Raw genomic sequence first — 24,503 nt, 5'->3', positions numbered from 1 at the left:
AATATTTTTTATATATCGTTTTGGGACAAATATAACCCTGAGCTTTTGTTTTACCAAACTAAAATGGTATAAAAAAACAAGCCCTTCAACTATTAGAGTTGAAATGACTTATTTTTAAGAATTTTTTAATTTTAAAAGAAATATAAAAATCAAATAATTGATTAACATTTCTCAAATCACATTTTGAAATCTCCTCAATTCTTTTAATCCTATATTTCAAAGTATTTTTATGAACAAAAAGTTTTTCAGATGCTCTATTTAAATTTCCACCTTCTTCTATATAAACCTCAAGCGTATCTACAAGCTGTGTGGTATTTTTATTATCATAATCTAATAAACTTTTTAATGAATTAAGATAAAAATTTTCCATTATACCATAATCATCTATCTTAAAAAACAGTTTGTAAATGCCAATATTCTCGTAATATCTTGCAGTATTTTTTAAACCGTTAGCTTTTAAAAGTCTTAATATCTTACGTGCTTCATTAACACTTTTTTTAAAGTCCTTCAGCTCATTCCACAATCCACCTATTCCAATATTTACAGTTATATTATCAATTGCAGCATTTATATTTTTAATTATTTCCCATCCAACATCTTCAATTGAAGTTTTATAAAAATTATTGTTCCTGCCTTCAATCATTAATATAATTGAACTGTCTTCTGTTATTTGAATTAGTTTCTTACCTTTTTTATTGAACATATCCATTACAATCTGTTCCACATGCTGCTTAACTTGAAATGCTTTTTCACTATCAAGCACTCCATTTTTCATTGCAATTTTGTTGAAATTTTCAATACTTATAACAAAGGAATAGTATTCTCTATTTGGGTTATACCCGTACAAAATAGCTCTTTCCAAAATATCCTCCGAAAAAACTGTTCCTTTCAGAATAATATCCTTCATAAAATTATCCCTAGATTGCTGCTCCACCTTATTTATAAAAATTGCTTTACATATGCTTTGACTTACATCTATAAATTTAACTTCAAAGGGAAATTCGAATATTGGAAACCCAAGTGAATCTGCTAAACTTATAACTTCTTTAGGTGTTTTCTCAATATATGGCCCTATATTAACTGCAAGTCCAGAAACATTTTTAGAATTTATATCTTTTACAAAACTCAAAAATTTATCCAAATCATTTTTGATAGCCACTCCTGAAAATAAAATAAGCTCTCCACCGTTAAGCCACCTTGAATATTCAGGATACTCCATTACGTGAACCCAACGAATAATTCTATTCAATCCCCTTTCCCCCGCCACAACTTTCATATTTTCAAGAAAAGGTAATTTTAATATGCTACCACAAGTTATTACCATGACATAACCCCCTATCATAGTTTAACATGTATTTAAAAATTATTACTTAATATCTAAATTATATGAATAATTGTTATATATGTCAATTATTTATTGCCAATTTATCATCAATGCTTTTAAGATAGACAACTTGAAAGTTTGAAATGACCAACACCAAGTCTATACTAGAAAACTAATATTTTACTTAGAGTACAGAGTACAATTGACAGAGAACAGTAAAGGATTATTTTTCTCAGCTATGCTTCGAAAAATATAAAACTTAATGCTGCACATGGCTTACAATATAATATTCAGCGAACTGATACTAATAAGTTTTAAGATTTACCTGAGAGCAGCAAAATGTAAATCTATCTTCACTGTGCTCTGAGTTAAACCATAACTTAACAGTATGAATTTAGTATTATCAATTTAAATCTTCTAAGTTGTCTATCTATATAAAAAAAATAGATAAGGTATAAAACCTTATCTATTTTTGATTTTCCTTTAAATCTTCATTTACTTCCTTAATTTGATTTTGAAGTACACTGTTATGCACTCCATAGGTAAAGTATACTATTAGTCCAATAGCTAACCATACAATAAATCCAAGCCAAGTTACAGCCCTTAATGTTGTAAGTAATGCTATGCAAGCTATTAAGGTTATAAATGGTGTAAATGGAACTCCTGGGCACCTAAATTTTCTTTCAAAATTTGGCATCCTATACCTAAGAACAATAACTGCAAGAGATACGGCTGAAAAACTCAAAAGAGTACCAACACTTAAAAATTCAACTATGATATCAAGCGGCAAAACTCCAGCTATTATAGCTGCTGTAATACCTGTTAACAAAGTTGCTACATAAGGTGTATTATGTTTTGGATGAATTTTTGAAATAGCCTTTGGAATAAGTCCATCTCTTGACATAACCATAAATACTCTTATTTGACCATAAAGAACTGCTATCATTGTAGAAATCATACCTAAAATTGCTCCAACTCCAACTAAAGCTGATCCCCATCTAATTCCAACTCTCGCAAGTGCGCCTGGAACTGCATTTTCAGATATTATTTCTTTAAATGGAACCATACCAGTAAGAACAAAAGCAACGGATATATATAACAAGCTTACAACTATAAGACAAACTATAAGTCCTCTTGATACATCTCTACTTGGATTTTCAGCTTCCTCTGCTGTAGTTGAAATTGCATCAAATCCTATATAAGAGAAAAATACTGTTGATGCACCAAGAAAAATACCTTTAAATCCAAATGGAACAAATGGTTTATAATTAGCAACATTAATATGTGACGCACCCAATACTAAAAATAGAAGAATTATAGCTATCTTAACACATACAATTACATTATTTACACGTGAGCTTTCCTTCATTCCATAGTAAAGCATATATGTTAGAGATAAAGTTATAAGCACAGCTGGCAAATCTAATATTCCACCCTTAGCAGGTGAAGCAATAATAGCATGTGGTAAACTTACTCCTACATTCTTTAATATTCCAACTAAGGTTCCTGACCATCCAGATGCAACCGCACTACATGCCACTAAATATTCTGCAGTCAAGCACCATCCTATTATCATCGCTATGAATTCCCCAAAAGTTATATATGCATATGAATATGTACTTCCTGCTACCGGAAACATAGTTGCAAGCTCACAATAGCTTAATCCACATAAGCATGCTACTATGGCTGCTAAAATGAATGAAATTATTATAGCAGGTCCTGCCATATGGGCACCTGTTCCTGTAGCAACAAATATACCAACACCAACAACTGCACCTATTCCCAAAGCTGCTATATCTTTTGCTTTAAGGCTTTTTGTAAGATGTGTTTTCTTTGCACTAGTAAGCATGCTTTCTAAAGATTTCTTTCTAAAAATGTCCATGAAACTCCTCCTTAATATTAATTGCAGCAATTAATATTATATCTTGAATTTAATCTATTTAAAAGTTCAACATTGTCGTCTTAAAAACGTTTTCACAAATCAATATGCTAATTTTAGTGATATATTATTGACATATATTTTTAATGTGTCAATAATAGTGATGCCTCATTGTTATTTTTACATATTTCACTTAAACATATCATTTTTTGTATCCTGTAATAGCATTTTTTTACACAAAATATTATTCCCTATTTACTCAAAAATATAAAAAAGGTTAATCAGCAGTATTTAAGGACATTAAAAAAATCCATAAATCTAAGTTTGAAATTCTAATAACTTTCAACAACTCACTGTTCTTAAGCAAATTGAAAGCACTAAGCCTTTTTAGAATTTCAAGCAAGATTTACTGGATTTTTAAAAATTGTCCTGTCAATACTACCAATTAACCTTAACAAAAATCTAGGTAGATATTTATTTATATATTAAATGGCAAACATTACTATAAATAATATTGAAATTATATACAAAGCCTTTGGTATTTCTTTAGCCTTACCTGAGAATGCTTTAATTACAACATAAGATAAAAATCCAAATGCAAGACCATCTGTAATTGAATAAGTAAGAAGTATAAGTATTAAAGTTATAAACACAGGAAAACTCTCTGTGAAATCTGAGAAATTAACTTTACCGATAGGCTCCATCATTACTGCTCCAAGCACTATTAAAACTGGTCCTGTTGCAAATGAAGGTATTGCTGTTAATATTGGAGAAAAGAACATAGCTAATAAAAATAATATTGCTATTACAACACCTGTAAGTCCTGTTCTTCCACCTTCTGCAATTCCAGAAGCAGATTCTACAAAAGCAACTGGTGTAGAAGTTCCAAGACAAGCTCCTATAGTTGAGCCAACAGCATCAGCTGTAAGAACTTTATCTGCATTTTTAACATTTCCATCTTTATCTAAATATCCTGCCTTTGAAGCAAGACCTATAAGAGTTCCTATACTATCAAATATATCAACAAACAACATAGCAAGTATAACTGGAATTATTTTAAATGTCATTGCATGTGAAAAATCAAATTTTAAAAATACTGGTGCAACGGATGGTGGTGCTGAAAAAGCTTTGCTTGGTGCTGGCGATAATCCAAAAATTATGCCTAATACATATATAACTATCATACCTATTATAAAAGAACCTTTTACACCTCTGTTATAAAGTACAGCTATTAATAAAACACCTAAAACAGCAAGTAAAACTGTTGGGCTTTTCATATTTGCAAGTGTAACTAAAGTTCCTTCTGACTTAACTATTATTCCTGCATCTTGAAGACCTATAAAAGTTATAAAGAAACCAATTCCTATGCTTATTGCATATTTTAGTGTTTGTGGAACACTATCTATTATATACTGTCTAACCTTAAAGACATTTAATAATAAAAATATAATACCTTCAATAAGTGATGCTGCAAGAGCCGTCTGCCAAGAAAAGTGCATTGTAATACATATTGTATAAGTAAATAATGCGTTAAGTCCCATTCCTGGAGCCATTCCAAAAGGATAATTTGCTACAAAAGCCATAATTATAGTACCGATGAATGATGCAAGAGCTGTGGCTGCAAAAACTGCTTCCATTGGCATACCAGTTTTGTGCAAAATTTGAGGATTAACTATAAGTATATATGCCATTGTCATAAAAGTAGTAAATCCAGCTAAAAGTTCTGTTTTAACATTTGTTTTGTTTTCTGATAAGTGAAAAATTTTCTCTAACATAAGTACCTCCCAGATTTATTTTAATATTTTATATTATGAAAAAATATTATGACCGCTTTGTCTTGTGGTGTTTAACTATAGTAATTTAGGCTTAGATCATATAACTTTAGTTTTCCTATTTTACTATTTAATATAATGTATTTTTGCAGAACCTTAATAAGCATTCTAAGCGGTGAATTTTTTTCAATATTTGCCACCAAATAAAACACTTTATGACTTCAAGTTTATTTCGCAATAAATACGAACAATAAGCCCAAAAACAAAAATAAACTCCATATTAATTTATGGAGTTTATAAATATACAAAATACCTATAAACACCCATAGTCAGACAATTTACGGTAGTCTGGTAGAAACTCTTAGACCATATTTCTAAGTATATACGGGTATATTAAATTTATTTATTATTCGTGTCATCCTTAATAATATTACAGCAATTTAATAATTAAATCAAGCTATTTTTAAACTTTCTATAAATTTATTATGAATCATTGGTATATATAGTTAATGCTCTCAATTGTGACTTTTACTCGAATATCTTTACATTTTGATCTCTGCTAAATCCATAAGCTGCAATTATAAAAAATGTAACTGCAAAAGCAAGTATTACCAAAATATATGAGGATATACTTGCAAAGCTGCTTCCATTTTGCAGTTTCTCAATAGCATCAATTGTCCATTTTTGAGGCAAGAAGTATGATATCTTTTGAATTGTCTCTGGCATAAGATTGGTAGGTATAAAGCAACCTCCCACCATACAACTTGGTGTTATTATAAGCGTGATAGCATAATTTGCTGAATTAGAATTCTTACAAAACGACACAATTAAAATTCCAAGCCCTACTGCCGAAATTGCAAAACAAAGTAATATAATGAATAACTGCCAAAACTGAACATAGGTATTGATTTTAAATATTCCAACCATAATTATGAGTGCTGCAAAAATTTGAACAGCAGCAACAACAAGTCCAGCAAATATATTGGCTAATACATATGACTTTGAACTAACTTTAGAAGAACGAATTCTAAGATAAGCCCTGTTCTTCTTTTCCTTCAAAATGAATCCGCATGAAATACTCGCATTCATCATTACAATCATTATAAAAAATCCAATACTTCTTGAGGTTATTTCCTTATCAGCTGCTTTATTCTTTACTTTTTCTATATTAAGTTCTAGTGCTTTCACCTTACTATTTTTGTATATCTTATTAAATACATTTATATTATTTCCAGAGGCTTTAAATGTATCCATTATATTATTTAAATAAATATTGGTATAATTATCTACCCACGCAGTAGCAGATGAACCCTTTAAGGATTTAATATATAACTTTTTTATTCTATTATCATATATACTTTTTTCAAAACCTTTTGGAATTATAACATTACAATCTATATCTCCAGCTGTAAGCTTGTTTTCCCCATCCTTTTCACTAACTAATATAATATTAAAATCATCTTGACTTTTAATATTTTTTACAAAGTCTTTAGACATACTACTTTTATCATTGTCTAAAATTCCAACATCTATTGGGTTACTGCTGCTTTTAGTGCTTACCATTATAGAAAGTAATATAGCACATATTGGAATTATTATAATCCCTATAAGATTAATTTTTTTACTAAAACTTATTTTAAATGTATTAAGCATAAGCCATAATATATCTTTTACCATTAAGCCACTCTCCTTTCATAATAAACTGACATTATAACCATAAATATCAATACTGTAAGCATACATATGACAATTGCCATAAAAGCTTTAGTAAAATTACTTTCATAAATAACATTAAATATAGCGTCATTTATAAGTCTTATTGGCGATATATTGGATATCAACTTAAATGTTTTCCCCATATTCTTTACTGGAATAAATGCTCCACCTAAAAATCCAAGTACTAACCCTATTGTTGAAACTTGAGTATTAATTTCATTGCAGTTCTTACTTATAAAACCTACAGCCATTCCAATACAAATAACTGCTGCTGCTTCAGATAAAGCTATAAAAAACACTGTGCCAATATTCTCGCCCCAATATGCTTTAAATGCAAATTTGCTAAATAATATAAGTGCAAGTATCTGTATTGCGGCAAATGCAACATTTCCTAAAAGTTTTCCTAAAATAACATCCCTTTTTTTCACAGGAGAACAGATAATTCTATTGGTTATTTCCTTACGTTTAGACATTGCGTAAAATCCATTAGTCGCAGAAAATATTAGAATATAAGTAAGCATAGTTACAGCGTAATAATCCATTGAGCCAGGAGTTCCTTTTCCACTAATTGAAACATCTTTTACTAAATTCATATCTATTTTTTTAAAGTTCATACTGCTTAACGCCCTCATGTTTACTGCTGCTATCTTAAAAATAGCATTATACCTTTGAACAAATGTCTTCATTAAACCTTCAACAAGATTTATTTTAAATTCATCCTTATCATTTTTATACAGGTAAATTTCATTGTTTTTTATTTCAACAAAACATGTATACTTTCCATCTTCAACCTTCTTTATTGCATTTTCTTTTTCATCCTTATAAAACTTCATTCCAAGCTTAAGGCCCTGCTTCTTTATCTCACCAAACGCATTATTTAAATCGTTTGAATTATAATATCCAATTTTTATATCCTTAAAATTTTTAGAATTATCCATAGCTCCATTTAAAACTATTCCAAATACAAATATAAGCACTACTGGAAATAATATTTCTAAAAAAAACACAGTCTTATTTTTAAGTGTAAGCTTTATAGAATTAATGATAATTGAAAGCATATTCATTTTCCTCACCCCTAATCCCTTAATTTTCTTCCTGTAAGAGTTAAAAATACAGTTTCAAGATCAGGAGTTTTTATTTCAAGATTTTTTATCTTAGCACCCTTTTTAGTAAAGTATAAAATTATTTTATCTAAATTATTTACATCTGCTGAAGTACTTATATAAGCTGACGTTTCATTTATTTCTACACCTATAACTCCATTAAGTTCTTTAAGCTCATTTTCATCTATATTTTCAATTGACGTGCAAGCTATACAGGTGGTATTTACATTAGTAATACTGTTTTTAAGTTCTTCCTTAGTTCCTTCTATTATTAATTTTCCGTGATCAATAATTCCTATTTTAGTGCATATGGCTTCTATTTCCTCCATGTAGTGACTTGTATATATAATTGTACTTCCCATTTTATTTAGCTTCTTTACAGATTCAAGTATGTGATTTCTTGACTGAGGATCAATTCCAACTGTAGGCTCATCCATTATAATAAGTTTAGGTTTATGCGCAATGGCACAAGCAATATTTAGTCTCCTCTTCATTCCACCAGAAAACTCCATTGGATAGTTTTTACTTTTATCCAAAAGTCCAACAAAGTCCAAGGCCTCTTCCACTCTTTCTTTAAGTTCTTTTCCGCGAAAGCCATACAGCCCTGCAAAAAATTTAACATTATCATAGGCAGTAAGCTCTTCGTATATAGCAATATCCTGTGGAACTATTCCTATATTGCCTTTAACAAAAAGCTTATTCTTATTTATACTTTTATCCATTATACTAATGTCACCAGCATCTGCCCTAATAAGGCCGCAAAGCATATTTATTGTCGTACTTTTCCCTGCTCCATTTGGCCCTAAAAGACCATACACTTCACCTTCTTCAATTTCAAGTGAAATATTATCCACTGCTGCTATATCATTGAACTTTTTTACAAGATTTTTTATTTTAACAATTTTCATAATAACCTCCTTTAAAACAGAGGACAGAGGACAATTGACAGAGCACAGTGAATGTGGATTTACCTTTCGTTTCACTTACGTAAATCTTAAAACTTATATTATGAGCTGCGCTGAATACTATATTTTAACCATGATCTAGCATTAAGTTTAAGATTTTTAGCAGCGCTAGCTGAAAAAAATCATCTTTTACTGTACTCTGTACTTTGTACTCTAATCCTTTATAAATTACCTGTAAAACCTTGCAAATAAATTTTATGGCCTTCAGCTAATTTAACTTTACACCAATATTATAAAAAAAAGGCCAAACTTATAATAGTACATAAGTTCACCTTTTCTACATGAAGATTTTCACTTTATAAACGTGAAGAACTTCATATCTTCCCATTATTTAAATAATATATTGCAATTTGAGTTCTATGCTCTAAACCAGTTTTGTTTAAAATTGATGTTATGTAATTTGCAACAGTACCTTCTGATATAAAAAGTTCCTTTGAAATTTCCCTATTGGAAAGTCCCCTTGATATGCTTTCTATTATTTGAAATTCTCTTTCCGAAAATAAGCTTTTATCAATTTTACCTTTATTTGAAACTTTTAAATTCTCTTTCAGCTTATCAAATACCACATTTTCAATGACTGCATTACCACCGTAAACCATTTTTATAGCACTCTTAATTTTTTCAGGAGGATTGCTCTTTAAGAGATAACCCTTAGCTCCATACCTTATTGCATCATTTATAAATTCATCATCATCAAAGGTTGTTAATATTAGGACTTTAGTTTTTGTTTTTTCACATATTTCCAAAGTTGCCTCAACCCCATTTTTTACAGGCATTCTAACATCCAAAAGTGCTACATCTACATCAGTATTTTTGCAAAATTCTACAGCTTCTTTGCCGTTTTCTACTGTTCCAACTATTTCAAAGCTTTCATCCATACCAAGTACCATTTTAAAACCTTCTCTTACAATAGCATCATCATCTGCTATTAAAAGTTTTATTGTCATACTATCACTCCTCAATTGGAAGTATAATTATTACCGAAAAGCCTTTGGTTCCATCAACAATTACTTGTCCACGAAGCTTGCCACATCTTTCTTCCATTCCAATTATTCCAAGGCTTTTTTTAATGGACTCTGCTCCAACTCCATTATCCTTTATTTCAACTCTAATTAGCTTACTAAGTACATCTATCTTAACATTTACCTGTGTGGCTTTTGAGTATTTTAAAATATTGGTTAATGCTTCTTTTAAATTATCGTGTATAACCATCCACTGCATATTGGTTATTTTATCCATCATTCCAGTACAAACTAAATTCGTCTTTATATTACTGTTTACTGAAAATTCATCTAATGTAATCTTAATTTTATTAATACCCATTTGCTCTGAAGGCGGTTTTATATTTTTAAGTGATGCCCTTATACCCTCATTGCTATTTCTTAATATTTCAGTAACCTTGTTAATTATCTCTTCCGATTTCTTAACATCTTTGTACAAAAAAAGCTTGGAAGCTTCTAATTGTATCAAGCTTCCTGCTATAGTATGTCCTAATCTATCATGTATTTCTTGAGCAATCTTATTTCTTTCTTCAAGTTTAGATGTATACTTTATCTGGCGCTCATATTCATAATTTTTATCTAACTTTGACGAAAGATTATAAATTTTTTCTCTCATCTCATCATTTTCTTTTATGATTGTATTTACTTTTACTGAATAATTATTTGATAACATATATATAACACAATTAAAAAATGTAAAGATTACAAATTGTACTTTTATCCAAGGAGTTATAAAAATAAAAATCAATATTAATTCTAAAATACTTGTAAAAATACTATACTTAAAATAGAAATTTAATTCTAATATATTCAATGCTATCAAAATAATAAACATTGGGCTAAGAATTTTTACTGCAGCTATGACATTTATTATGCATAAAACCACCACTACTCTTTTTAAATTTATTTTTTTTACAAGATGTGTGATGGTGTTAAGACAAATGTAAATAAGTACAATTAATACAAGTTCATATATATTTTTTATTTTATTGCTGCAGTATTCATATGTACAGTATGTTAATACTGCCAGCTTTGTTGAGTCTATCCACATCCACCTATCCATACTTCGCCTTTACTCATTTTGAGCTAATTTTTCAACTTCTTTTATCTTTTCTTCAATTTCTTCTTTCTTAATAAGACTAATAAATGAAAACTTACACTTTAACGCCTTTTGCAAATTCTCTAGCGCATTCTTATAATCCTCTTTCTCTATTAGTATAAGAGAATAGTAATAATATGCAGTTATAAACTCTGGATTCATTTCCATTAGTTTTTCATAAATTTCAGCAGATTTTTCATGTTCGCCTTTTAGATAATAGCTAAGAGCCAAATTATCTAAAATTCCAGCGTCTGAATCATTGTATTCATATGCTTCTTTATTAAATGAAATTGCTTTATCATAATCTCCGCTAAGCACAAGAAAATATCCTAAGTTTTCATATACTGCAGTTGACTTATATTTTTCATATACCTTAGAAACTATTTCAACTGCTTCATCAATTTTCCCCTTTTTCCATAAAACAATTCCATATGTAGATTTATATCTTATCTCATCCTGAACTCCCATTTTTACATTTTCATACTTTTGCAAAACCTTTTCAGCTTCATCTATATATCCATTTTTTATAGCAATATAGCCATATGCAATTTTGATTTTAATAGAAGCAAATATGTTATTTGCTGCCATTCTGTAATACCTAATTGACTTATCTATTTGTCCTGCACCATAAGCTGAATTTCCTAAAAACATAAGTATCAATGGAATTGCCACTGCAATTATAAAAACTCCTAAAATTATTATTCCGAGAAACTTGTTTACAAACATAAATGCTAATAGTCCAATGACAATAACAATGACATTTGTTAAAAATTTATTATTTAGCATAAAGTCCACCCCTATAAAATATTCTGCATTCCTTTTAATTATATACTCTACTACCTATACAATAAACCCATTAACAGAAAGTTAACATTTCACTTGAAATTTATGGTACAATATTGATACATTTTAATTGCGTCTAACCTTATTAGAAAGTGGTGATTTTAATTGGAAACAATAATTTACTTACTAGCTATTGCTCTTGGAGCTTTTATTTTATACTTAATTATAAAATTTGCTGTAAAAAATGCAATTAAAGAAAGCTTAGATGATCTGCAGCAATCAATTAAATATTCAATTAAAAGCAGTCTCAGAGAACACGATTGGGATAAAAAGGATAAGTAAGTCTTCTTCATAATATCTCCACAATAGGCATTTATAATAATTATAACTTAGCTTAGAGAGGAGTTATCAATTATTATGGTTAAGAAAAAAATTAAAGTTTATGGTATGACATGTACCTCCTGTCAAAATAAAGTTGAAACAGCTTTAAAAAAGCTAAAAGGCGTAAAAAATGCTTCAGCAAGTTTTAAGGAACAAAGTGCAACTATAGAATTTGATCAAAATCTATGCACATATAAGGATATAATAGGTGCAATAAAAAAATCCGGATATAGTACCAAAGATTCTTCAAAATTAAAAATTGTTGGAATGCTTATAATAGCCGCCGCAGTTATACTTTTAAGTACTTCCACTTCTACAGGCTTCGATATCAATTCAAAGCTAAATGGTGCAAGTTACTTTATGCTTTTTATAGTTGGACTTTTAACCTCAATTCATTGTGTTGGTATGTGCGGTGGAATAATGCTTTCGCAAAGCTCTCACGTTGAAACTTCAAGCAAAATGGACTCTATTAAACCAGCTATTTTCTATAATCTAGGACGAGTAATCTCATATACACTGCTTGGAGGAATTGTCGGTACACTGGGTTCTGTATTATCTCTTTCAATAGGAGTCAAAGCAGCACTTCAAATAGCAGCAGGTCTGTTTATGATAGTTATGGGACTAAACATGGCTGGCTTTAGTATTTTTAGAAGATTTAACATAAAACTTCCATGGTCCTCTTGCTCATTGAAGAAAAAACCTAAAACACCATTCTTAATTGGAATTTTAAACGGCTTAATGCCTTGTGGACCTCTTCAAACAATGCAGCTATATGCTCTTGGAACTGGAAGTCCTATAAAAGGTGCTCTTTCAATGTTTTTATTTTCCTTAGGAACAGTACCATTGATGCTTGGCTTTGGTGCCATATCAGGTATACTCAGCAAGGGCTACACAAAAAACATATTAAAGTTTAGTGGAATTCTTGTGGTAATATTAGGAATACTTATGGGAAATAGAGGTCTTAATTTATATGGAATATCCTTTTCACCAACAGCTACTGCCGCCTTAAGCAAAACCTATGGAAATTCAAGCAGCAATTCACAGGCTAAAAGTAATATAAATAAACCTACAATAGAAAATGGTGTACAAGTAATAAAGATGGATGCAGTCTCCAGCGGATATTCCCAAAATGTATTTTATGTTCAAAAAAACATGCCTGTAAAATGGATAATATCCGGAAATGAATTAACCTCCTGCAATTATCAACTAGTAATTCCATCTCTCAATATCCAAAAAGAATTAGTTTCGGGTGACAATGTTATAAGCTTCACACCTAAGGATGGAGACATAAATTTCACCTGTGGAATGGGAATGCTTAATGGAGTAATAAAAGTAGTTGATAACATAAATTCACAAGATGCATCAAAGGACAGTGAAGAAATCCCACCGGCTACATCTCCTGGCTGCTGTGCGGGAAAAGTTCCATCAAATTAAAAGACTATGTTAAAAAAAGGTGAAATCATCACCTTTTTTTAATTTCTATCATTAAATTTATAGCCAACCTTAGTAACTGTAATTATATATTTGGGCTCTCTGCTATCTTCTTCTATCTTTTTACGTATATTCTTTATGTGAACATCTACAGTTCTATCTGAGCCCTCAAAATCTATACCAAATACTTTTTCAATAAGCTGTTCTCTAGACAAAACTCTGCCTTTATTTAATGCAAGTGTGTACAGTATGTCAAATTCATTTGGAGTTAGAATAACCTCATTACCTTTTACCTTTACGTTTCTTGTATCCTTATCTATTTCAAGCTTACCATTATCAAAAGTCAAAGTTTCTTTTTTTTCACCCTCAAACCTTCTAAAAAGTGCATTTACTCTAGCCGTAAGTTCTCTTGGACTAAAAGGCTTTGTAAGGTATTCATCTGCTCCTATATTCAATCCCTCAACTTTATCATTTAAGGAAACCTTTGCCGTTACCATAAATATATATGCATCTGAATTCCTTCTAATTATCCTGCAAACCTCTTCTCCATCAATATCTGGAAGCATCAAATCAAGAATTACAAGTTTAAATTCTATTTTATTAAATAACTCTATACCACTAAGACCAGCTTCTGTGCAGTAAACTGTATACCCCTCTCTCTCAAGATAAGCCTTTATTACCTCTGATACATGCTTTTCATCTTCAATTACAAGTATATTTTTCATATAATCACTTCCCTAAAGCTTATAGTAAATTCTGTTCCTTTTCCTTCCACACTAGAAACACCTATATCCGCAGAATGCAGTGAAAGTATCCTTTTTACAATTGTTAGCCCTATTCCGTTTCCCTGTATCTTATGCCTGCTCTTATCCCCTCTATAAAGCCTTTCAAAAATGTTAGGCAAATCCTCTTCTTTTATCCCTATACCATTATCCCTGATTTTAACTAGTACTTTACCTTCACTCTTATAAAGCTTTATCCATATTTGGCCATTATTATTAGTAAATTTAACTGCATTTGATATTATGTTTATAAAAACCTCTTTCAGTTTATTGTAGTCTCCCATAATATTAAATTTTTTACCTTTTTCTATATCTAAGTTGAGCTTTATATTCTTGTTTTTGAGTTCAATGTAAAATTCATCGCAAACAGCTTTAACAATTTCATCAATTAAAATCACTTTCATTTTAAGCTGAACTTTTTCATCCTCAAAACCATTTAACTCACTTAAATTATCAAGTAATTTTCCAAATCTTATAACTTCACTGTTCAAATAATTTAATCTATTTTCATCCACAGGAAATACTCCATCCAGCATAGCCTCTAAATTATTCTGGAGTACATTTAAAGGAGTTCTTATTTCATGAGATATATCCGATACCAGCCTTCTCCTTAGTTCATCCTGCTTTTTAAGCTTTGCTCCAAGAGTATTTATACTCTCTATTAAATTGTTAAGCTCAACTATATCACTTTTTACATCAGAACTAGCAGAATAATTTCCCTTTGATAATTCAACTGAAGTATCCGCAACTGCCTTAATAGGTGCAGAAAATTGCTTTGAAAGCATGATACTTATAATTATAGCCGACAATGCTGTTACAATAACACTAATGACGATATTTTTATTTATAGCAAGTTTAAAATCAACATCCTGCTTTGATAAAATAATTGGGGAATACTGCCCTATAGTAACATATCCAACAATCTTTCCATTATCTTTTATTGGAAAGGTGCTTGACATGTATACTCCTGTACTTTGAGATTTCATCATGGTTCCATTCATATTTTGCTTTATAGTAGAGGGATTCATTCCCCAAATAACCTTCTTATTTGCATCTAAAAGTGTGAGACAGTAATTTCCCATATAAGCTTCATGCATAATTTCTTCTCCTGAGGTAGACTGCCACCTTTTATCCTTCTTATAAATTTGCTCAAAGTACTGAACAATTCTATTATTTCTCTGCTCTTGAATATCCGACATATATTTATTAAAGGTATTATTAACAGCTAAATTTACAAATAACGCACATAGTATAATTGCCACTATAGAACAAGCTATAGTTATTATGCTCAGTCTTCTTCTTATGCTTTGCATCAAAATCACCTCCAAAAATACATACATTTTATCATTTTATTATAAAGATTATGTGTAGAAAAATATTCAAAGTATGCATATCTTTGTTGAAAAGTAACTTATATTATTTTATAATTGTATTTAACCTACTTAATTCTTTTTAAAGGGCGGGATTTCATTGAAAAGAAATAAAACTTATTATACATCACTTCTTCTCTGCTTTGGGGGAATATTTTTCTTAATGGCTTCAATTGCATCAAAAAAGAAGTTGCCCTACTATAACAAACTTTATTTTATATCTGCTAGCTTTTTTCTCATAGCTGCCATATTAAGCTATAAAAGAAAACCTAAGTAAAAATAAAAATTGATTTTAAGCTTCTTTAATTATATCTAAAATTTTTTTAATACCTACTTTTATATCTTCACTTCTGCAGCTTGCAACACTTATTCTTAATATTTCATTGCTAAAATAATCTTTTAAATACTCCTCCTCCATATTCTTAATGTGTATATCATTTTTATTACATTTATTCATTAAATACATCGTATTAATAGGTTTCAAAAATTCAAGGCAGCCATAAAATCCTGTATCCGGTATATGAGCATTTACATTAGTAAGTTTGCTTTTTAAAATTTCACTTTTCAATATCTGCATTCTTTCTTCATATATCCTTCTTATCCTTTTTTTATTTGCTTTAAACATACCGTTTTTGATATAAATTTCAAGTGCACCCTGTGAAAGCACTGCGGTATTTAAATCCATCCATCTTTTATATTCTAAAAACGTATTTCGAAGAACCTTGGGAAGCACTACTGCTGCAATTCTAAGCCCAGGAAGAAATATTTTAGAAAAGCTCTTAACGTACACTGTTCTTCCAGAAACATCACTGTAATACATTGGATATTCGTTGTTTTTAAGCTCCAAATCTCCTAAGTAATCATCCTCAACTATATAAACATCATATTTTTGTGCCAACTTTAAAATATGCTTTTTTTCCTCATTTGAATAACTTAATCCAAGTGGATTGCTAAATCTAGGGATTGTGTAAAAACACTTTACATTTCCAAAAGCAAATCTTCTTTCAAGTTCATCAAAATTTATGCCATTAAATTTTCTCTCTATTCCAATTACAGGTGTTCCAGTTATTTCAATGGATTTTAATGCTCCCATATATGTTGGCTGCTCCACAAGAACATTGCTTTTTCCATTTGGGAAAGGCATACTGCAAAGTATATTTATTGCCTGCTGAGAACCTGAAGTTATAAATATATCCTCTTCACCGCAGAAAACCTGATATTCTTCAAAATATTTTTTTAATGTATAACAAAGTTCCTTAAGTCCCTTTGGAGATGAATAATTAAAAAGAGTAACCTTATATATATCTATAGCTTGATTTAAGCAATGTTGAAAATCCTCATAACAAAGTATGCTTTCATCTGGTGCTCCTGAAGAAAAATCAATCACTTTATTATGTTTGGCTTCATTCATTTTCTTCTTGTCCACAAGATAATATCCACTTTGAGGTATAGAATATACAATATGCAGCCCTTGAAGTTTTTCATAAGCATGCACAACTGTCTGCTTGCTGCACTCAAACTTTTCCGAAAGCTCCCTTATAGTTGGCAGTCTTTCACCGCATTTAATGCTACCTTTTGAGATTTCGCTATTTATATAATCAACTATTTTATCATATTTTCTCATATTCTTTCTCCTCTTGTACTAGTACAATATATATTTTTAATTATTGAATTAGCCTTTTACATAATTTATACTGCAATTGTATCATAAATTTATCATTAAGGAGATACAGTTAATGTTTATAATAATTTTAAAATATAAGAAGATCCTTTTTACAAAAATGACATAGCTGAATATGAAATAATTGAATTTATACCTTCTAAATATGCAGAAGGCTTTGAAAAGTTTATAAAATAGGAGGTTTTAAAATGATAAGGAATATGTGTTTTGGAGATATTGAAGCTGTAAAGGAAATAGATAAGCTATGCTTTAAAGCTGATACCAAAAGAACTACAACTGGAATCGAAGGTTATATTGAAGCAAGTAACAACTCAAGCATCGTTTACGAAATAGACAATAAGGTGGTTGGATATAACTTTTTACACCTATGGGGCTCTTTTGCATGGTTTGGTCCCCTTGGTGTTCATCCAGAATATAAGGGAAGCGGTATTGGAAAAGCTTTAATAGCTCACACAATAAAAATTCTAAAGGAAGACTATAATGCATCAACCATAGGACTTAACACTATGCCAGAATCAAGCTACAATGTGGGTTTTTATATGAATCTTGGATTCTCTCCACTTAAGCTAACACTAAGTTTAAAAAAAGAGCTTGATGAATTGGATTATTCTTCTGATTCAAATAAATACAGTGTAAATGAAGTAAATATAGCTAGTGAAACTGATTATTACAGCTTAAAAACTAACTTAAAAAACCTAGCAAATAAAGTATTCAAGGATTTTGATCTAACCCCTGAACTTAATCTCATAAAACATCAAGGTTTAGGAACTATTTTTGAATTAAAAGATGGCGGCAGCATTTGTGGAATTGCAATATGCTATACAAAATCCATTAGAGAAAATACCGCAAAGAGCTTACAGATCAAACTTGCCATTATAGATAGCAGTGCGGATTACAAGCTTGCCATAGATTCTATTGTAAATGCTTGTGCAAATTATGCTAAAAATATTGGTTATAAAAAAATATTAATTGACTCTAATACTTATAACATGGAAATATGTAATTACCTAATTTCAAAGCACCATTTTAAAATATATCATACTTTTGTAATGCTGCTTATGGGAAAAGATAATCCTTTTGACAGCAAAGGTGCACTGCTGCTTACAAGATTAGCTGGATAAAAATTTTATTATTCTTCTTCAACTGTCCATTCATCTTTCCAATGCATTATTTTGCTTATTTCTTTTGAATGGACATCTAAAAAATTTGTTGCAAACCTATCACAATCTATTTCCTCGTCTCCATTAATTTTATGTTTTTCTTGATATACATGTCTTAATTCATGCAAAAGGGCATGCAGTGAATAAAGCTGTTTGCTCTCCTTATCATCTCCATCATCATTTTCAGAAAATATAAATACACTCACTCTATTTTTAGGTTGCCAAAACAAACCTTCTGTTTTTCCTAATAAAATTGATACAGCACTTGTAAGAACCTCTCTGTGACGAAATATATTTTTTATTACATCTCTTCTGGTTTCATATATTACAATACAATCTGGCCTGTAACCGCTGCCTAGCAATTTAATTATTTTTTTGAGCTGCTTATTTGAAAAATATGCTTGGGAATTAATTATATTCATATTGTATGCCTTTCATAATGTGAAAAGTCTTAAAACAAATACTAATATTTTGTTCATGAAGTCATATGCGCTCTGCGCAAACTCTTATTTATTCTATCATAGTATATTTGTTTGAAGCGTTATTCTTTAGATAAATGAGTATTATGTTCATGAAGTCATATGCGCTCTGCGCAAACTCTAGATGTGTACATCTTATGTTAAGATTCAGGAGATTTTAGTCAAGTAACATCCAGATTTAAATACATCCTAAATTATAATGTATTGTTTTTATAATATGTCACATCTTTTAAAGCCCTGAATTATCGGGGTTTCTTCTCTTATCGTGTTGCTTGAATATATTAGATTATATTATTTATTGGTAGTGTTAGTCACCATTTTGTCACCACAATATAAAGGAACAATAAATACATTTTTCATATTTATTATAAATATCTTAAGAAATCATCTTCTGTAATAATTCCTAATTTCTGCCCTATTATACTTTATATCAATATTTTTTATTTTGCATTACTTATTAAGTATCTACTAATATTGTATTCTGCTGCATTTACATGTTCTTTATAATAATTCATGCTTTCAATTGATTTATCAAATGATTTTAATATGAAGCCCTTAAACTTTGATATATCATTCAAATCTTCTATTATTATTCTGGTTTTACCAGTTTCAGATTTTGGAGATAATTCATATTTAGCATCTGGAACTATATTTTTCAATTCATCTATAGTATATTGTGATACTATAAAATGTTTTTTAGCAGTTAATTTAATTCTGAAAAAATTATAAAAAACATCTATATCAAAATAGTTTCCAGTATGTGAATATCTTAAATAATCAGTATTTTTATTTTCACTAATTAATATGTTTTTAACTATATCATAGCATTTGAATTCATCTTTACTAAATACTACATCATCATTCTTTTTTACTTCATCAGTAAGTTTCTTACAATATCTTATATATATTTCTGCCGCAACCTTAGTATCATCTGATGCCCTATGGCTATCTAAGTCCATTTTAAAATACTTCTTTATAGTTATTAGCTTATGATTATCTAAACTCTTATACATAATTCTACTTAAATCTAGAGTATCTGACCTGTACCCGAATTGATGGACAAGTGTAAGTTAGATATAATAATAGTAAAGAGGCGAGGATAAAATGTCAAATAAGGGTACCAGGTATAACAATCAGTTTAAAGCTGATGCAATTAGGTTAGTTGTCGAAGAAGGCAGATCAATTAATGGAGTAGCTAAAGATTTAGGTATAAATGGGCAAACATTAAGAAATTGGCTTAATGACCAGAAAAGAAAGCAAGATCCTGAGAAATCAAGAATTGATGAATTGGAACGTCAACTTAAGGAAAAGCAAAAAAGAATTGATGATTTAGACGAGTCTGTTGATATATTAAAAAAAGCTACTGCACTCTTTGTTCAGGACAACCGAAGGTGATTTATCATTTTATTGAAAATCAATGCTCTGTACATTCGATTGAAAAGATGTGCAAATTATTTAATACGTCACGGAGTAGATATTATACTTGGAAAAAACATATTAAGAGTAAGAGAGTTATTGAAAACGAAAAAATACTTAAAGCAGCTAAACAAAGCTATGAAGAAAATAGAAGGATTTATGGTCTTGATAAACTGCTTGATGATGTGAGAGAATGTTTCCCTCATTGTAGCCGAAAAAGGCTTTATAACCTACAAAAACAAAATAATTTATACTCTATAAGAAAAAGAAAATTCAAGGCAACTACATACTCTGATCATAAACTTCTTGTAGCAAAAAATTTACTTAACAGAAACTTTAATGTTGATAAGCCAAACGAAGTTTGGGTAACTGATATTTCTTATATTGGCACAAATGAAGGCTGGCTATACCTTGCCACTGTAAAAGATTTATATACAAAAGAAATAGTTGGCTTCGCAACTGATGATAATATGAAAACACAATTATGCATAAATGCTCTTAATAATGCTATAAATAGATTCAAACCAGCTCCTGGACTTATTCACCACTCAGATAGAGGAATACAACATTGCAGCAATGATTATCAAGAATTTTTGAAAAAGAATGAAATAATATGCAGTATGAGCCGTAAAGGCAATTGCTGGGATAACGCTTGTGCTGAGACGTTTTTCAGTACCATAAAGTGTGAATTGTTGTATCAAAAAAATTACATTACACGTGAAGAAGCACGTCGTGACATTTTCTGGTACATAGAAATTTTCTACAATAGAAAAAGGAAACATCAGGCAATAGGATATATGATACCGTCAAAAGTTAAAAATGAGTATAAAAGCCTATTAACATAATGGTAAAACCGAATTAAGATCAAATAATATGAAAAGGATAGCAATACTGCAATTTAAAGAGAATATCTAACTATGATGTGTCCAGTTTATCGGGAAAATGTACGGTTGTTTTTCTACTCATGTTAACATTTTTAACGTATGAAGTTGCCCCTTCGGCAACTCCAATATCTTAACTAATTCTAGCCATAACTTCCTCCTAGCTTATACTCTAAATTTATAAAATAGGTCATAGGGATGTTCAGGCTACTTTTTTGCTGGAGTACTTTTAGGCACCTGCTTTACCTATACTTCAGCCTTTTGCATAGCAGTTACGCAATTTGGGCAGGTTCTTTTGGTGTGGAGCCAGCTGGAGTGTCAAGGACATTTGCAAGTCGTTCATCAATAAACCTTTCATCGAGCTTATCATCATAGCCAATGTGTAATTGTATTTTTTTCATAATAGTCCATAATTAACCTATGAATTAAATTATAACATATTTCTTTAAAGTAAACCAAAATTTTTTCATTTAAACATTTCACTACATATTGTAAGAGTTACAAAATTAATGTGCGAAACAAAAAAACAGCCAGTCAAAGTGATTACCTATCACACTAACTGGCTATTTTAAAACTCTTTATTCAATTTCACATTCTATCTCAATACCATCAAGTAAAGTTACTATAATCTTTTCCCCTTCAAACACTGTAATCTTCTCTATTATTCTAAAAAACAAATCTATATCAAATTCTTCTAAAACCTTTGCATTTTTAAGAATCTTTATAAATTGCTTGGTTTTATATCTTATTAAAAAGTTTTCGCTCTGCAATCCTACCTTCCACTTCTCCATGAAGTATTCCTTATTTTCAACCATCTCATTAAACACACTCACAAATGCTTTGTATAGAACTGTATCATCAACATGCTTATTTTCACAACTTTTCTCACCTTTAACCGTATATTTTTTATTACATCTCCAAATAATTCTTCTAAGTCTTTCATTATTAGAGTTCCATACTTTCCTTCCAAAATTGCTACCACAATGTCCACAAATAACTCTTCCATCAAAAGGATTATCTACTGTTGCATAATCTAATTTGCTAATATTATATTTTTCAGCAAAGGTTTTTCTTCTATCCATTTCAAGCTGTACTGCTTCCCACATTTCCTTTTTACCATCTCTTGCAAGCTCAAGATAACTTTGCACCTAGAGTGTACATTTGGGTATTTTTACCTTTATATTGTAATTTTTATACCATTATAACTCCAATTTTCAATGTAAAAAACAGCAAAAATTCTTGATCATTTTCAAGGTTTTTCCTATTGTATAAAAATTATAGTTTATGTATAGTGGAGGCAAGTTGCCTTTTATTGTATCAACTTAAACAATTAAGCAAATACTAAACCTTAACGCAAAAGTCCTTAGTTTTGCGTATTTGTAAGCCCCCCACGCTTAAAAATCCATTGACCAAAATAGTCTATAGGAACATAAAACACACATAAAAAAAGGGCATATGCCCCAAAGTCTTTGATACCAAGCTATTTCTTGTGTATCAACACAACAGTCTCCACGTGTGGTGAGACCGCTCAATGATATTAATACGCGTTGAAATTGGTTTTGCAAAAGGTTAGACCCCCTTTGAACCCCCTGTTTTTAACTCAAAAACAGAAAGAACCGCCACAAAAATGACGATTCTCTATGTATGTATATCTCGGTTCACAAAATTTATTCACGTCTCCCAAATGGCTTTGTGAGTGCTTGCATAAACTTGCTACTATTATTCTATTTTACCTACTAACTGTGTAATTAATTCTATATGCTCTTTTATTTTCACTTTTTTCAGATTTTCAACTTTTTCACTGCCACCTAATCCTAATAAAGGTACATATCCAAAGCATTCATCATATTCTAATTTTCCCAATTTAGAAATTGCTTTATTGTACTTATCTAATTCAAAAAATTCCTTACAAAAATAATCGGTATTTGCATCTTCCCAAAAGAAATCAAATCCTGATGATATCCCTTTAAATGTTCCGTTTTTATATTTTACCATTCTAATGTATCTATTTTCTTCCCAAGTGATTATATCCCCAAATGCAGTTACAAAGATAGGAGTAGATACATTTGCTCTAAAATATGACATGTCTATAACTGTTTGATATTCATCTGGATTAATTACTTTCAAATATCCGTTTAATACACAACCAAATCCATAATTCTCCCATACTGATATTAATTCCTTTGGTAAAACTTCTTTATACTTATTAATTATTTCGCTATCAACTTTACTATTAATTTTATATCCTTTAAATAAATCACCATTCATAGCCTATCCTCCTAGTATTTTAATTTTACATTTAGGTAAGTACTTTTCTTTTCATCATCGGTCATGTTTTTAGCCATTGCTTGAATTTGCTCATCAACAGCATCTATTCTATATTTCCATTGTGACCCAATAGATGAATTGATTCCTTTATCACCCATTCCACCAATATTTAATGGATTTCCTCCCGCAATTTGGTCTGGATTATGTAACGCCGCCTGTGTGTCCATCCACTCTTGTGCTTTTATTTTTGCTTGCTCTGGAGATAACCCACTTCTACGTAATTCTGTAACCTTATCTAAATATGCATTTTCTCTAGCTGCTTGCTGAGCCATATTTCCTTCTATTGCACGACCTTCATCAATATATCTTTGTCTATTTTTCAAATATTCATCAACTGTCAATTTGTTCATGCCATTTTCTTGGTCAGTTAACTGCCTTGCAAATTCAGCTTTATCATACTTCGCCTTATAGTTAAAATTGACTTCTATTTCTTTTATTCTTGGTACAGTGTTTTCAGCCTGCATGTCCAATAATACTTGATTTGCCTCATCCTCATTACAATTATTATGTACTAGTAATTCTCCCTCACCAACATAATATGTATGGTAATCTTCTACATTCAAGTTATATATTTTTTCCCCAGCTTCTACATGCCATACACTTATTCCTTTTACTTCTTCATAAGTCCCAGCAGCTGTCTTTATTTTATCTCCAGGTTTTAAGTCTGCTGCTATCTTAAAGCCTTCCCCTACTATATAGAACCTGTGCAAGGCTGTTGTCTCTATTTCTTCTTTCCCTGCTCTTACTAGTATAACATCCTTTGTTTCATTTTTGTATACATGTATTACTCTTTTTAAGCCTATTTCTCCTGTTTCTTCATTTTCTGCGTATACTTTTTCTCCTTCTTGTATGCTGTCTATTCTTCTTAAGCCTGTCTCTGTTTTTACCAAAGTCCTTCCTGTAAAACAATTACCTAATGCACATTCTACTTGAGTATCTGTAAATTCACTTT

General features: G+C 30.1%; 21 protein-coding genes, 2 pseudogenes and 1 riboswitch. Of the genes and pseudogenes, 6 read left to right on the top strand and 17 right to left on the bottom strand.

Translation table 11 applies throughout. The features are described 5' to 3' along the window. Window positions 1-85: 85 nt before the first annotated feature. The 9 genes from ACJDT4_RS21970 to ACJDT4_RS21930 all read right to left on the bottom strand — a co-directional run bounded on the left by ACJDT4_RS21970 (window position 86) and on the right by ACJDT4_RS21930 (window position 11,645). Window positions 86-1,324: a PucR family transcriptional regulator gene (locus ACJDT4_RS21970; RefSeq protein ID WP_406789751.1), complete on the bottom strand. Its 1,239-nt coding sequence runs from the start codon at window positions 1,322-1,324 to the stop codon at window positions 86-88. Window positions 1,325-1,790: 466 nt separating this feature from the next. Next, window positions 1,791-3,206 (bottom strand): amino acid permease, encoded by a 1,416-nt coding sequence (locus ACJDT4_RS21965; RefSeq protein WP_406789750.1) that lies wholly within the window; start codon window positions 3,204-3,206, stop codon window positions 1,791-1,793. 482 nt (window positions 3,207-3,688) lie between these two features. After that, the gene (locus ACJDT4_RS21960; protein ID WP_406789749.1) at window positions 3,689-4,978 is read right to left on the bottom strand and encodes an NCS2 family permease; all 1,290 of its coding nucleotides are present in this window, start codon (window positions 4,976-4,978) and stop codon (window positions 3,689-3,691) included. Between the two features lie 303 nt (window positions 4,979-5,281). Continuing rightward, window positions 5,282-5,383: riboswitch (purine riboswitch) on the bottom strand. Window positions 5,384-5,503: 120 nt separating this feature from the next. Further along, window positions 5,504-6,652: an ABC transporter permease gene (locus ACJDT4_RS21955; RefSeq protein ID WP_406789748.1), complete on the bottom strand. Its 1,149-nt coding sequence runs from the start codon at window positions 6,650-6,652 to the stop codon at window positions 5,504-5,506. Continuing rightward, window positions 6,652-7,755 carry an ABC transporter permease gene (locus ACJDT4_RS21950; RefSeq protein ID WP_406789747.1) on the bottom strand — a complete coding sequence of 368 codons (1,104 nt, stop codon included), beginning with the start codon at window positions 7,753-7,755 and terminating at the stop codon, window positions 6,652-6,654. The genes ACJDT4_RS21955 and ACJDT4_RS21950 overlap by 1 nt, the downstream gene beginning before the upstream one ends. Before the next feature lie 11 nt (window positions 7,756-7,766). Continuing rightward, on the bottom strand, window positions 7,767-8,702 hold the full coding sequence (locus tag ACJDT4_RS21945; protein WP_406789746.1) for an ABC transporter ATP-binding protein: 936 nt from the start codon (window positions 8,700-8,702) through the stop codon (window positions 7,767-7,769). 371 nt (window positions 8,703-9,073) lie between these two features. Beyond that, window positions 9,074-9,706 carry a response regulator gene (locus tag ACJDT4_RS21940; RefSeq protein WP_406789745.1) on the bottom strand — a complete coding sequence of 211 codons (633 nt, stop codon included), beginning with the start codon at window positions 9,704-9,706 and terminating at the stop codon, window positions 9,074-9,076. Between the two features lie 4 nt (window positions 9,707-9,710). Next, on the bottom strand, window positions 9,711-10,823 hold the full coding sequence (locus ACJDT4_RS21935; RefSeq protein WP_406789744.1) for a sensor histidine kinase: 1,113 nt from the start codon (window positions 10,821-10,823) through the stop codon (window positions 9,711-9,713). A gap of 9 nt (window positions 10,824-10,832) precedes the next feature. Then, window positions 10,833-11,645 (bottom strand): tetratricopeptide repeat protein, encoded by an 813-nt coding sequence (locus tag ACJDT4_RS21930; protein WP_406789743.1) that lies wholly within the window; start codon window positions 11,643-11,645, stop codon window positions 10,833-10,835. A 162-nt stretch (window positions 11,646-11,807) separates the two neighbouring features. Here ACJDT4_RS21930 and ACJDT4_RS21925 point away from each other — a divergent pair, with 162 nt between their 5' ends. Further along, window positions 11,808-11,984 carry a hypothetical protein gene (locus tag ACJDT4_RS21925; RefSeq protein WP_406789742.1) on the top strand — a complete coding sequence of 59 codons (177 nt, stop codon included), beginning with the start codon at window positions 11,808-11,810 and terminating at the stop codon, window positions 11,982-11,984. Window positions 11,985-12,059: 75 nt separating this feature from the next. Then, window positions 12,060-13,439, top strand: a pseudogene (locus ACJDT4_RS21920) (urease accessory protein UreH domain-containing protein); the annotation flags it as partial. A gap of 56 nt (window positions 13,440-13,495) precedes the next feature. On the opposite strand, the gene ACJDT4_RS21915 reads toward ACJDT4_RS21920, so the two are convergent. Further along, entirely contained in the window at window positions 13,496-14,179 is a 684-nt protein-coding gene (locus ACJDT4_RS21915) for a response regulator transcription factor (RefSeq protein ID WP_406789741.1), read from the bottom strand. After that, complete coding sequence (locus ACJDT4_RS21910) at window positions 14,176-15,549, bottom strand: sensor histidine kinase (RefSeq protein WP_406789740.1); 1,374 nt, start codon at window positions 15,547-15,549, stop codon at window positions 14,176-14,178. The genes ACJDT4_RS21915 and ACJDT4_RS21910 overlap by 4 nt, the downstream gene beginning before the upstream one ends. Before the next feature lie 157 nt (window positions 15,550-15,706). Here ACJDT4_RS21910 and ACJDT4_RS21905 point away from each other — a divergent pair, with 157 nt between their 5' ends. Beyond that, complete coding sequence (locus ACJDT4_RS21905; RefSeq protein WP_406789739.1) at window positions 15,707-15,883, top strand: flagellar biosynthesis protein; 177 nt, start codon at window positions 15,707-15,709, stop codon at window positions 15,881-15,883. Between the two features lie 15 nt (window positions 15,884-15,898). On the opposite strand, the gene ACJDT4_RS21900 is transcribed toward ACJDT4_RS21905, so the two are convergent. Next, a complete protein-coding gene (locus ACJDT4_RS21900) occupies window positions 15,899-17,230 on the bottom strand; it encodes an aminotransferase-like domain-containing protein (RefSeq protein ID WP_406789738.1) in 1,332 nt (443 codons plus the stop codon). 138 nt (window positions 17,231-17,368) lie between these two features. Here ACJDT4_RS21900 and ACJDT4_RS21895 point away from each other — a divergent pair. Then, window positions 17,369-17,464 (top strand): annotated as a pseudogene (locus tag ACJDT4_RS21895) (YciI family protein); the annotation flags it as partial. A gap of 11 nt (window positions 17,465-17,475) precedes the next feature. Then, window positions 17,476-18,408, top strand: coding sequence for a GNAT family N-acetyltransferase (locus ACJDT4_RS21890; RefSeq protein WP_406789737.1), 933 nt, complete (start codon window positions 17,476-17,478; stop codon window positions 18,406-18,408). An 8-nt stretch (window positions 18,409-18,416) separates the two neighbouring features. On the opposite strand, the gene ACJDT4_RS21885 is transcribed toward ACJDT4_RS21890, so the two are convergent. Together ACJDT4_RS21885 and ACJDT4_RS21880 are read right to left on the bottom strand one after the other, a co-directional pair. After that, window positions 18,417-18,869: a hypothetical protein gene (locus ACJDT4_RS21885; RefSeq protein WP_406789736.1), complete on the bottom strand. Its 453-nt coding sequence runs from the start codon at window positions 18,867-18,869 to the stop codon at window positions 18,417-18,419. Window positions 18,870-19,366: 497 nt separating this feature from the next. After that, window positions 19,367-19,885, bottom strand: a complete 519-nt coding sequence (locus tag ACJDT4_RS21880) for a hypothetical protein (protein WP_406789735.1) — start codon at window positions 19,883-19,885, stop codon at window positions 19,367-19,369. 145 nt (window positions 19,886-20,030) lie between these two features. On the opposite strand from ACJDT4_RS21880, the gene ACJDT4_RS21875 reads away from it, so the two are divergent. Beyond that, window positions 20,031-21,187, top strand: a protein-coding gene (locus ACJDT4_RS21875) for an IS3 family transposase (RefSeq protein ID WP_406789734.1) whose coding sequence is annotated in 2 segments (ribosomal slippage) — window positions 20,031-20,286 and window positions 20,286-21,187 — 1,158 coding nt in all. Because the reading frame shifts where the segments join, the coding sequence is not laid out codon by codon here. A 614-nt stretch (window positions 21,188-21,801) separates the two neighbouring features. Here the strand turns inward: ACJDT4_RS21875 and ACJDT4_RS21870 are convergent. From ACJDT4_RS21870 to ACJDT4_RS21860, 3 genes are all read right to left on the bottom strand, one after another. Next, window positions 21,802-22,371 (bottom strand): recombinase zinc ribbon domain-containing protein, encoded by a 570-nt coding sequence (locus ACJDT4_RS21870; RefSeq protein ID WP_406789733.1) that lies wholly within the window; start codon window positions 22,369-22,371, stop codon window positions 21,802-21,804. A gap of 571 nt (window positions 22,372-22,942) precedes the next feature. Continuing rightward, window positions 22,943-23,491 (bottom strand): T6SS immunity protein Tdi1 domain-containing protein, encoded by a 549-nt coding sequence (locus ACJDT4_RS21865; RefSeq protein WP_406789732.1) that lies wholly within the window; start codon window positions 23,489-23,491, stop codon window positions 22,943-22,945. A gap of 11 nt (window positions 23,492-23,502) precedes the next feature. Beyond that, the coding region (locus ACJDT4_RS21860) for a polymorphic toxin type 15 domain-containing protein (RefSeq protein ID WP_406789731.1) at window positions 23,503-24,503 on the bottom strand (1,001 nt) is incomplete at its 5' end.

It is taken from the genome of Clostridium neuense, from assembly GCF_045310695.1.
In the GTDB taxonomy this organism is placed as follows: Bacteria; Bacillota; Clostridia; order Clostridiales; family Clostridiaceae; genus Clostridium_S; species Clostridium_S neuense.
This window is presented reverse-complemented; position numbering and strand designations above follow the sequence as displayed.

What these genes read in the sequence shown, in the direction of transcription:
- ACJDT4_RS21970 (WP_406789751.1), bottom strand. Translation starts at nt 1,324, where the DNA reads ATGGTAATAACTTGTGGTAGCATATTAAAATTACCTTTTCTTGAAAAT.
- ACJDT4_RS21965 (WP_406789750.1), bottom strand. Translation starts at nt 3,206, where the DNA reads ATGGACATTTTTAGAAAGAAATCTTTAGAAAGCATGCTTACTAGTGCA.
- ACJDT4_RS21960 (WP_406789749.1), bottom strand. Translation starts at nt 4,978, where the DNA reads ATGTTAGAGAAAATTTTTCACTTATCAGAAAACAAAACAAATGTTAAA.
- ACJDT4_RS21955 (WP_406789748.1), bottom strand. Translation starts at nt 6,652, where the DNA reads ATGGTAAAAGATATATTATGGCTTATGCTTAATACATTTAAAATAAGT.
- ACJDT4_RS21950 (WP_406789747.1), bottom strand. Translation starts at nt 7,755, where the DNA reads ATGAATATGCTTTCAATTATCATTAATTCTATAAAGCTTACACTTAAA.
- ACJDT4_RS21945 (WP_406789746.1), bottom strand. Translation starts at nt 8,702, where the DNA reads ATGAAAATTGTTAAAATAAAAAATCTTGTAAAAAAGTTCAATGATATA.
- ACJDT4_RS21940 (WP_406789745.1), bottom strand. Translation starts at nt 9,706, where the DNA reads ATGACAATAAAACTTTTAATAGCAGATGATGATGCTATTGTAAGAGAA.
- ACJDT4_RS21935 (WP_406789744.1), bottom strand. Translation starts at nt 10,823, where the DNA reads ATGGATAGGTGGATGTGGATAGACTCAACAAAGCTGGCAGTATTAACA.
- ACJDT4_RS21930 (WP_406789743.1), bottom strand. Translation starts at nt 11,645, where the DNA reads ATGCTAAATAATAAATTTTTAACAAATGTCATTGTTATTGTCATTGGA.
- ACJDT4_RS21915 (WP_406789741.1), bottom strand. Translation starts at nt 14,179, where the DNA reads ATGAAAAATATACTTGTAATTGAAGATGAAAAGCATGTATCAGAGGTA.
- ACJDT4_RS21910 (WP_406789740.1), bottom strand. Translation starts at nt 15,549, where the DNA reads ATGCAAAGCATAAGAAGAAGACTGAGCATAATAACTATAGCTTGTTCT.
- ACJDT4_RS21900 (WP_406789738.1), bottom strand. Translation starts at nt 17,230, where the DNA reads ATGAGAAAATATGATAAAATAGTTGATTATATAAATAGCGAAATCTCA.
- ACJDT4_RS21890 (WP_406789737.1), top strand. Translation starts at nt 17,476, where the DNA reads ATGATAAGGAATATGTGTTTTGGAGATATTGAAGCTGTAAAGGAAATA.
- ACJDT4_RS21885 (WP_406789736.1), bottom strand. Translation starts at nt 18,869, where the DNA reads ATGAATATAATTAATTCCCAAGCATATTTTTCAAATAAGCAGCTCAAA.
- ACJDT4_RS21880 (WP_406789735.1), bottom strand. Translation starts at nt 19,885, where the DNA reads ATGGACTTAGATAGCCATAGGGCATCAGATGATACTAAGGTTGCGGCA.
- ACJDT4_RS21865 (WP_406789732.1), bottom strand. Translation starts at nt 23,491, where the DNA reads ATGAATGGTGATTTATTTAAAGGATATAAAATTAATAGTAAAGTTGAT.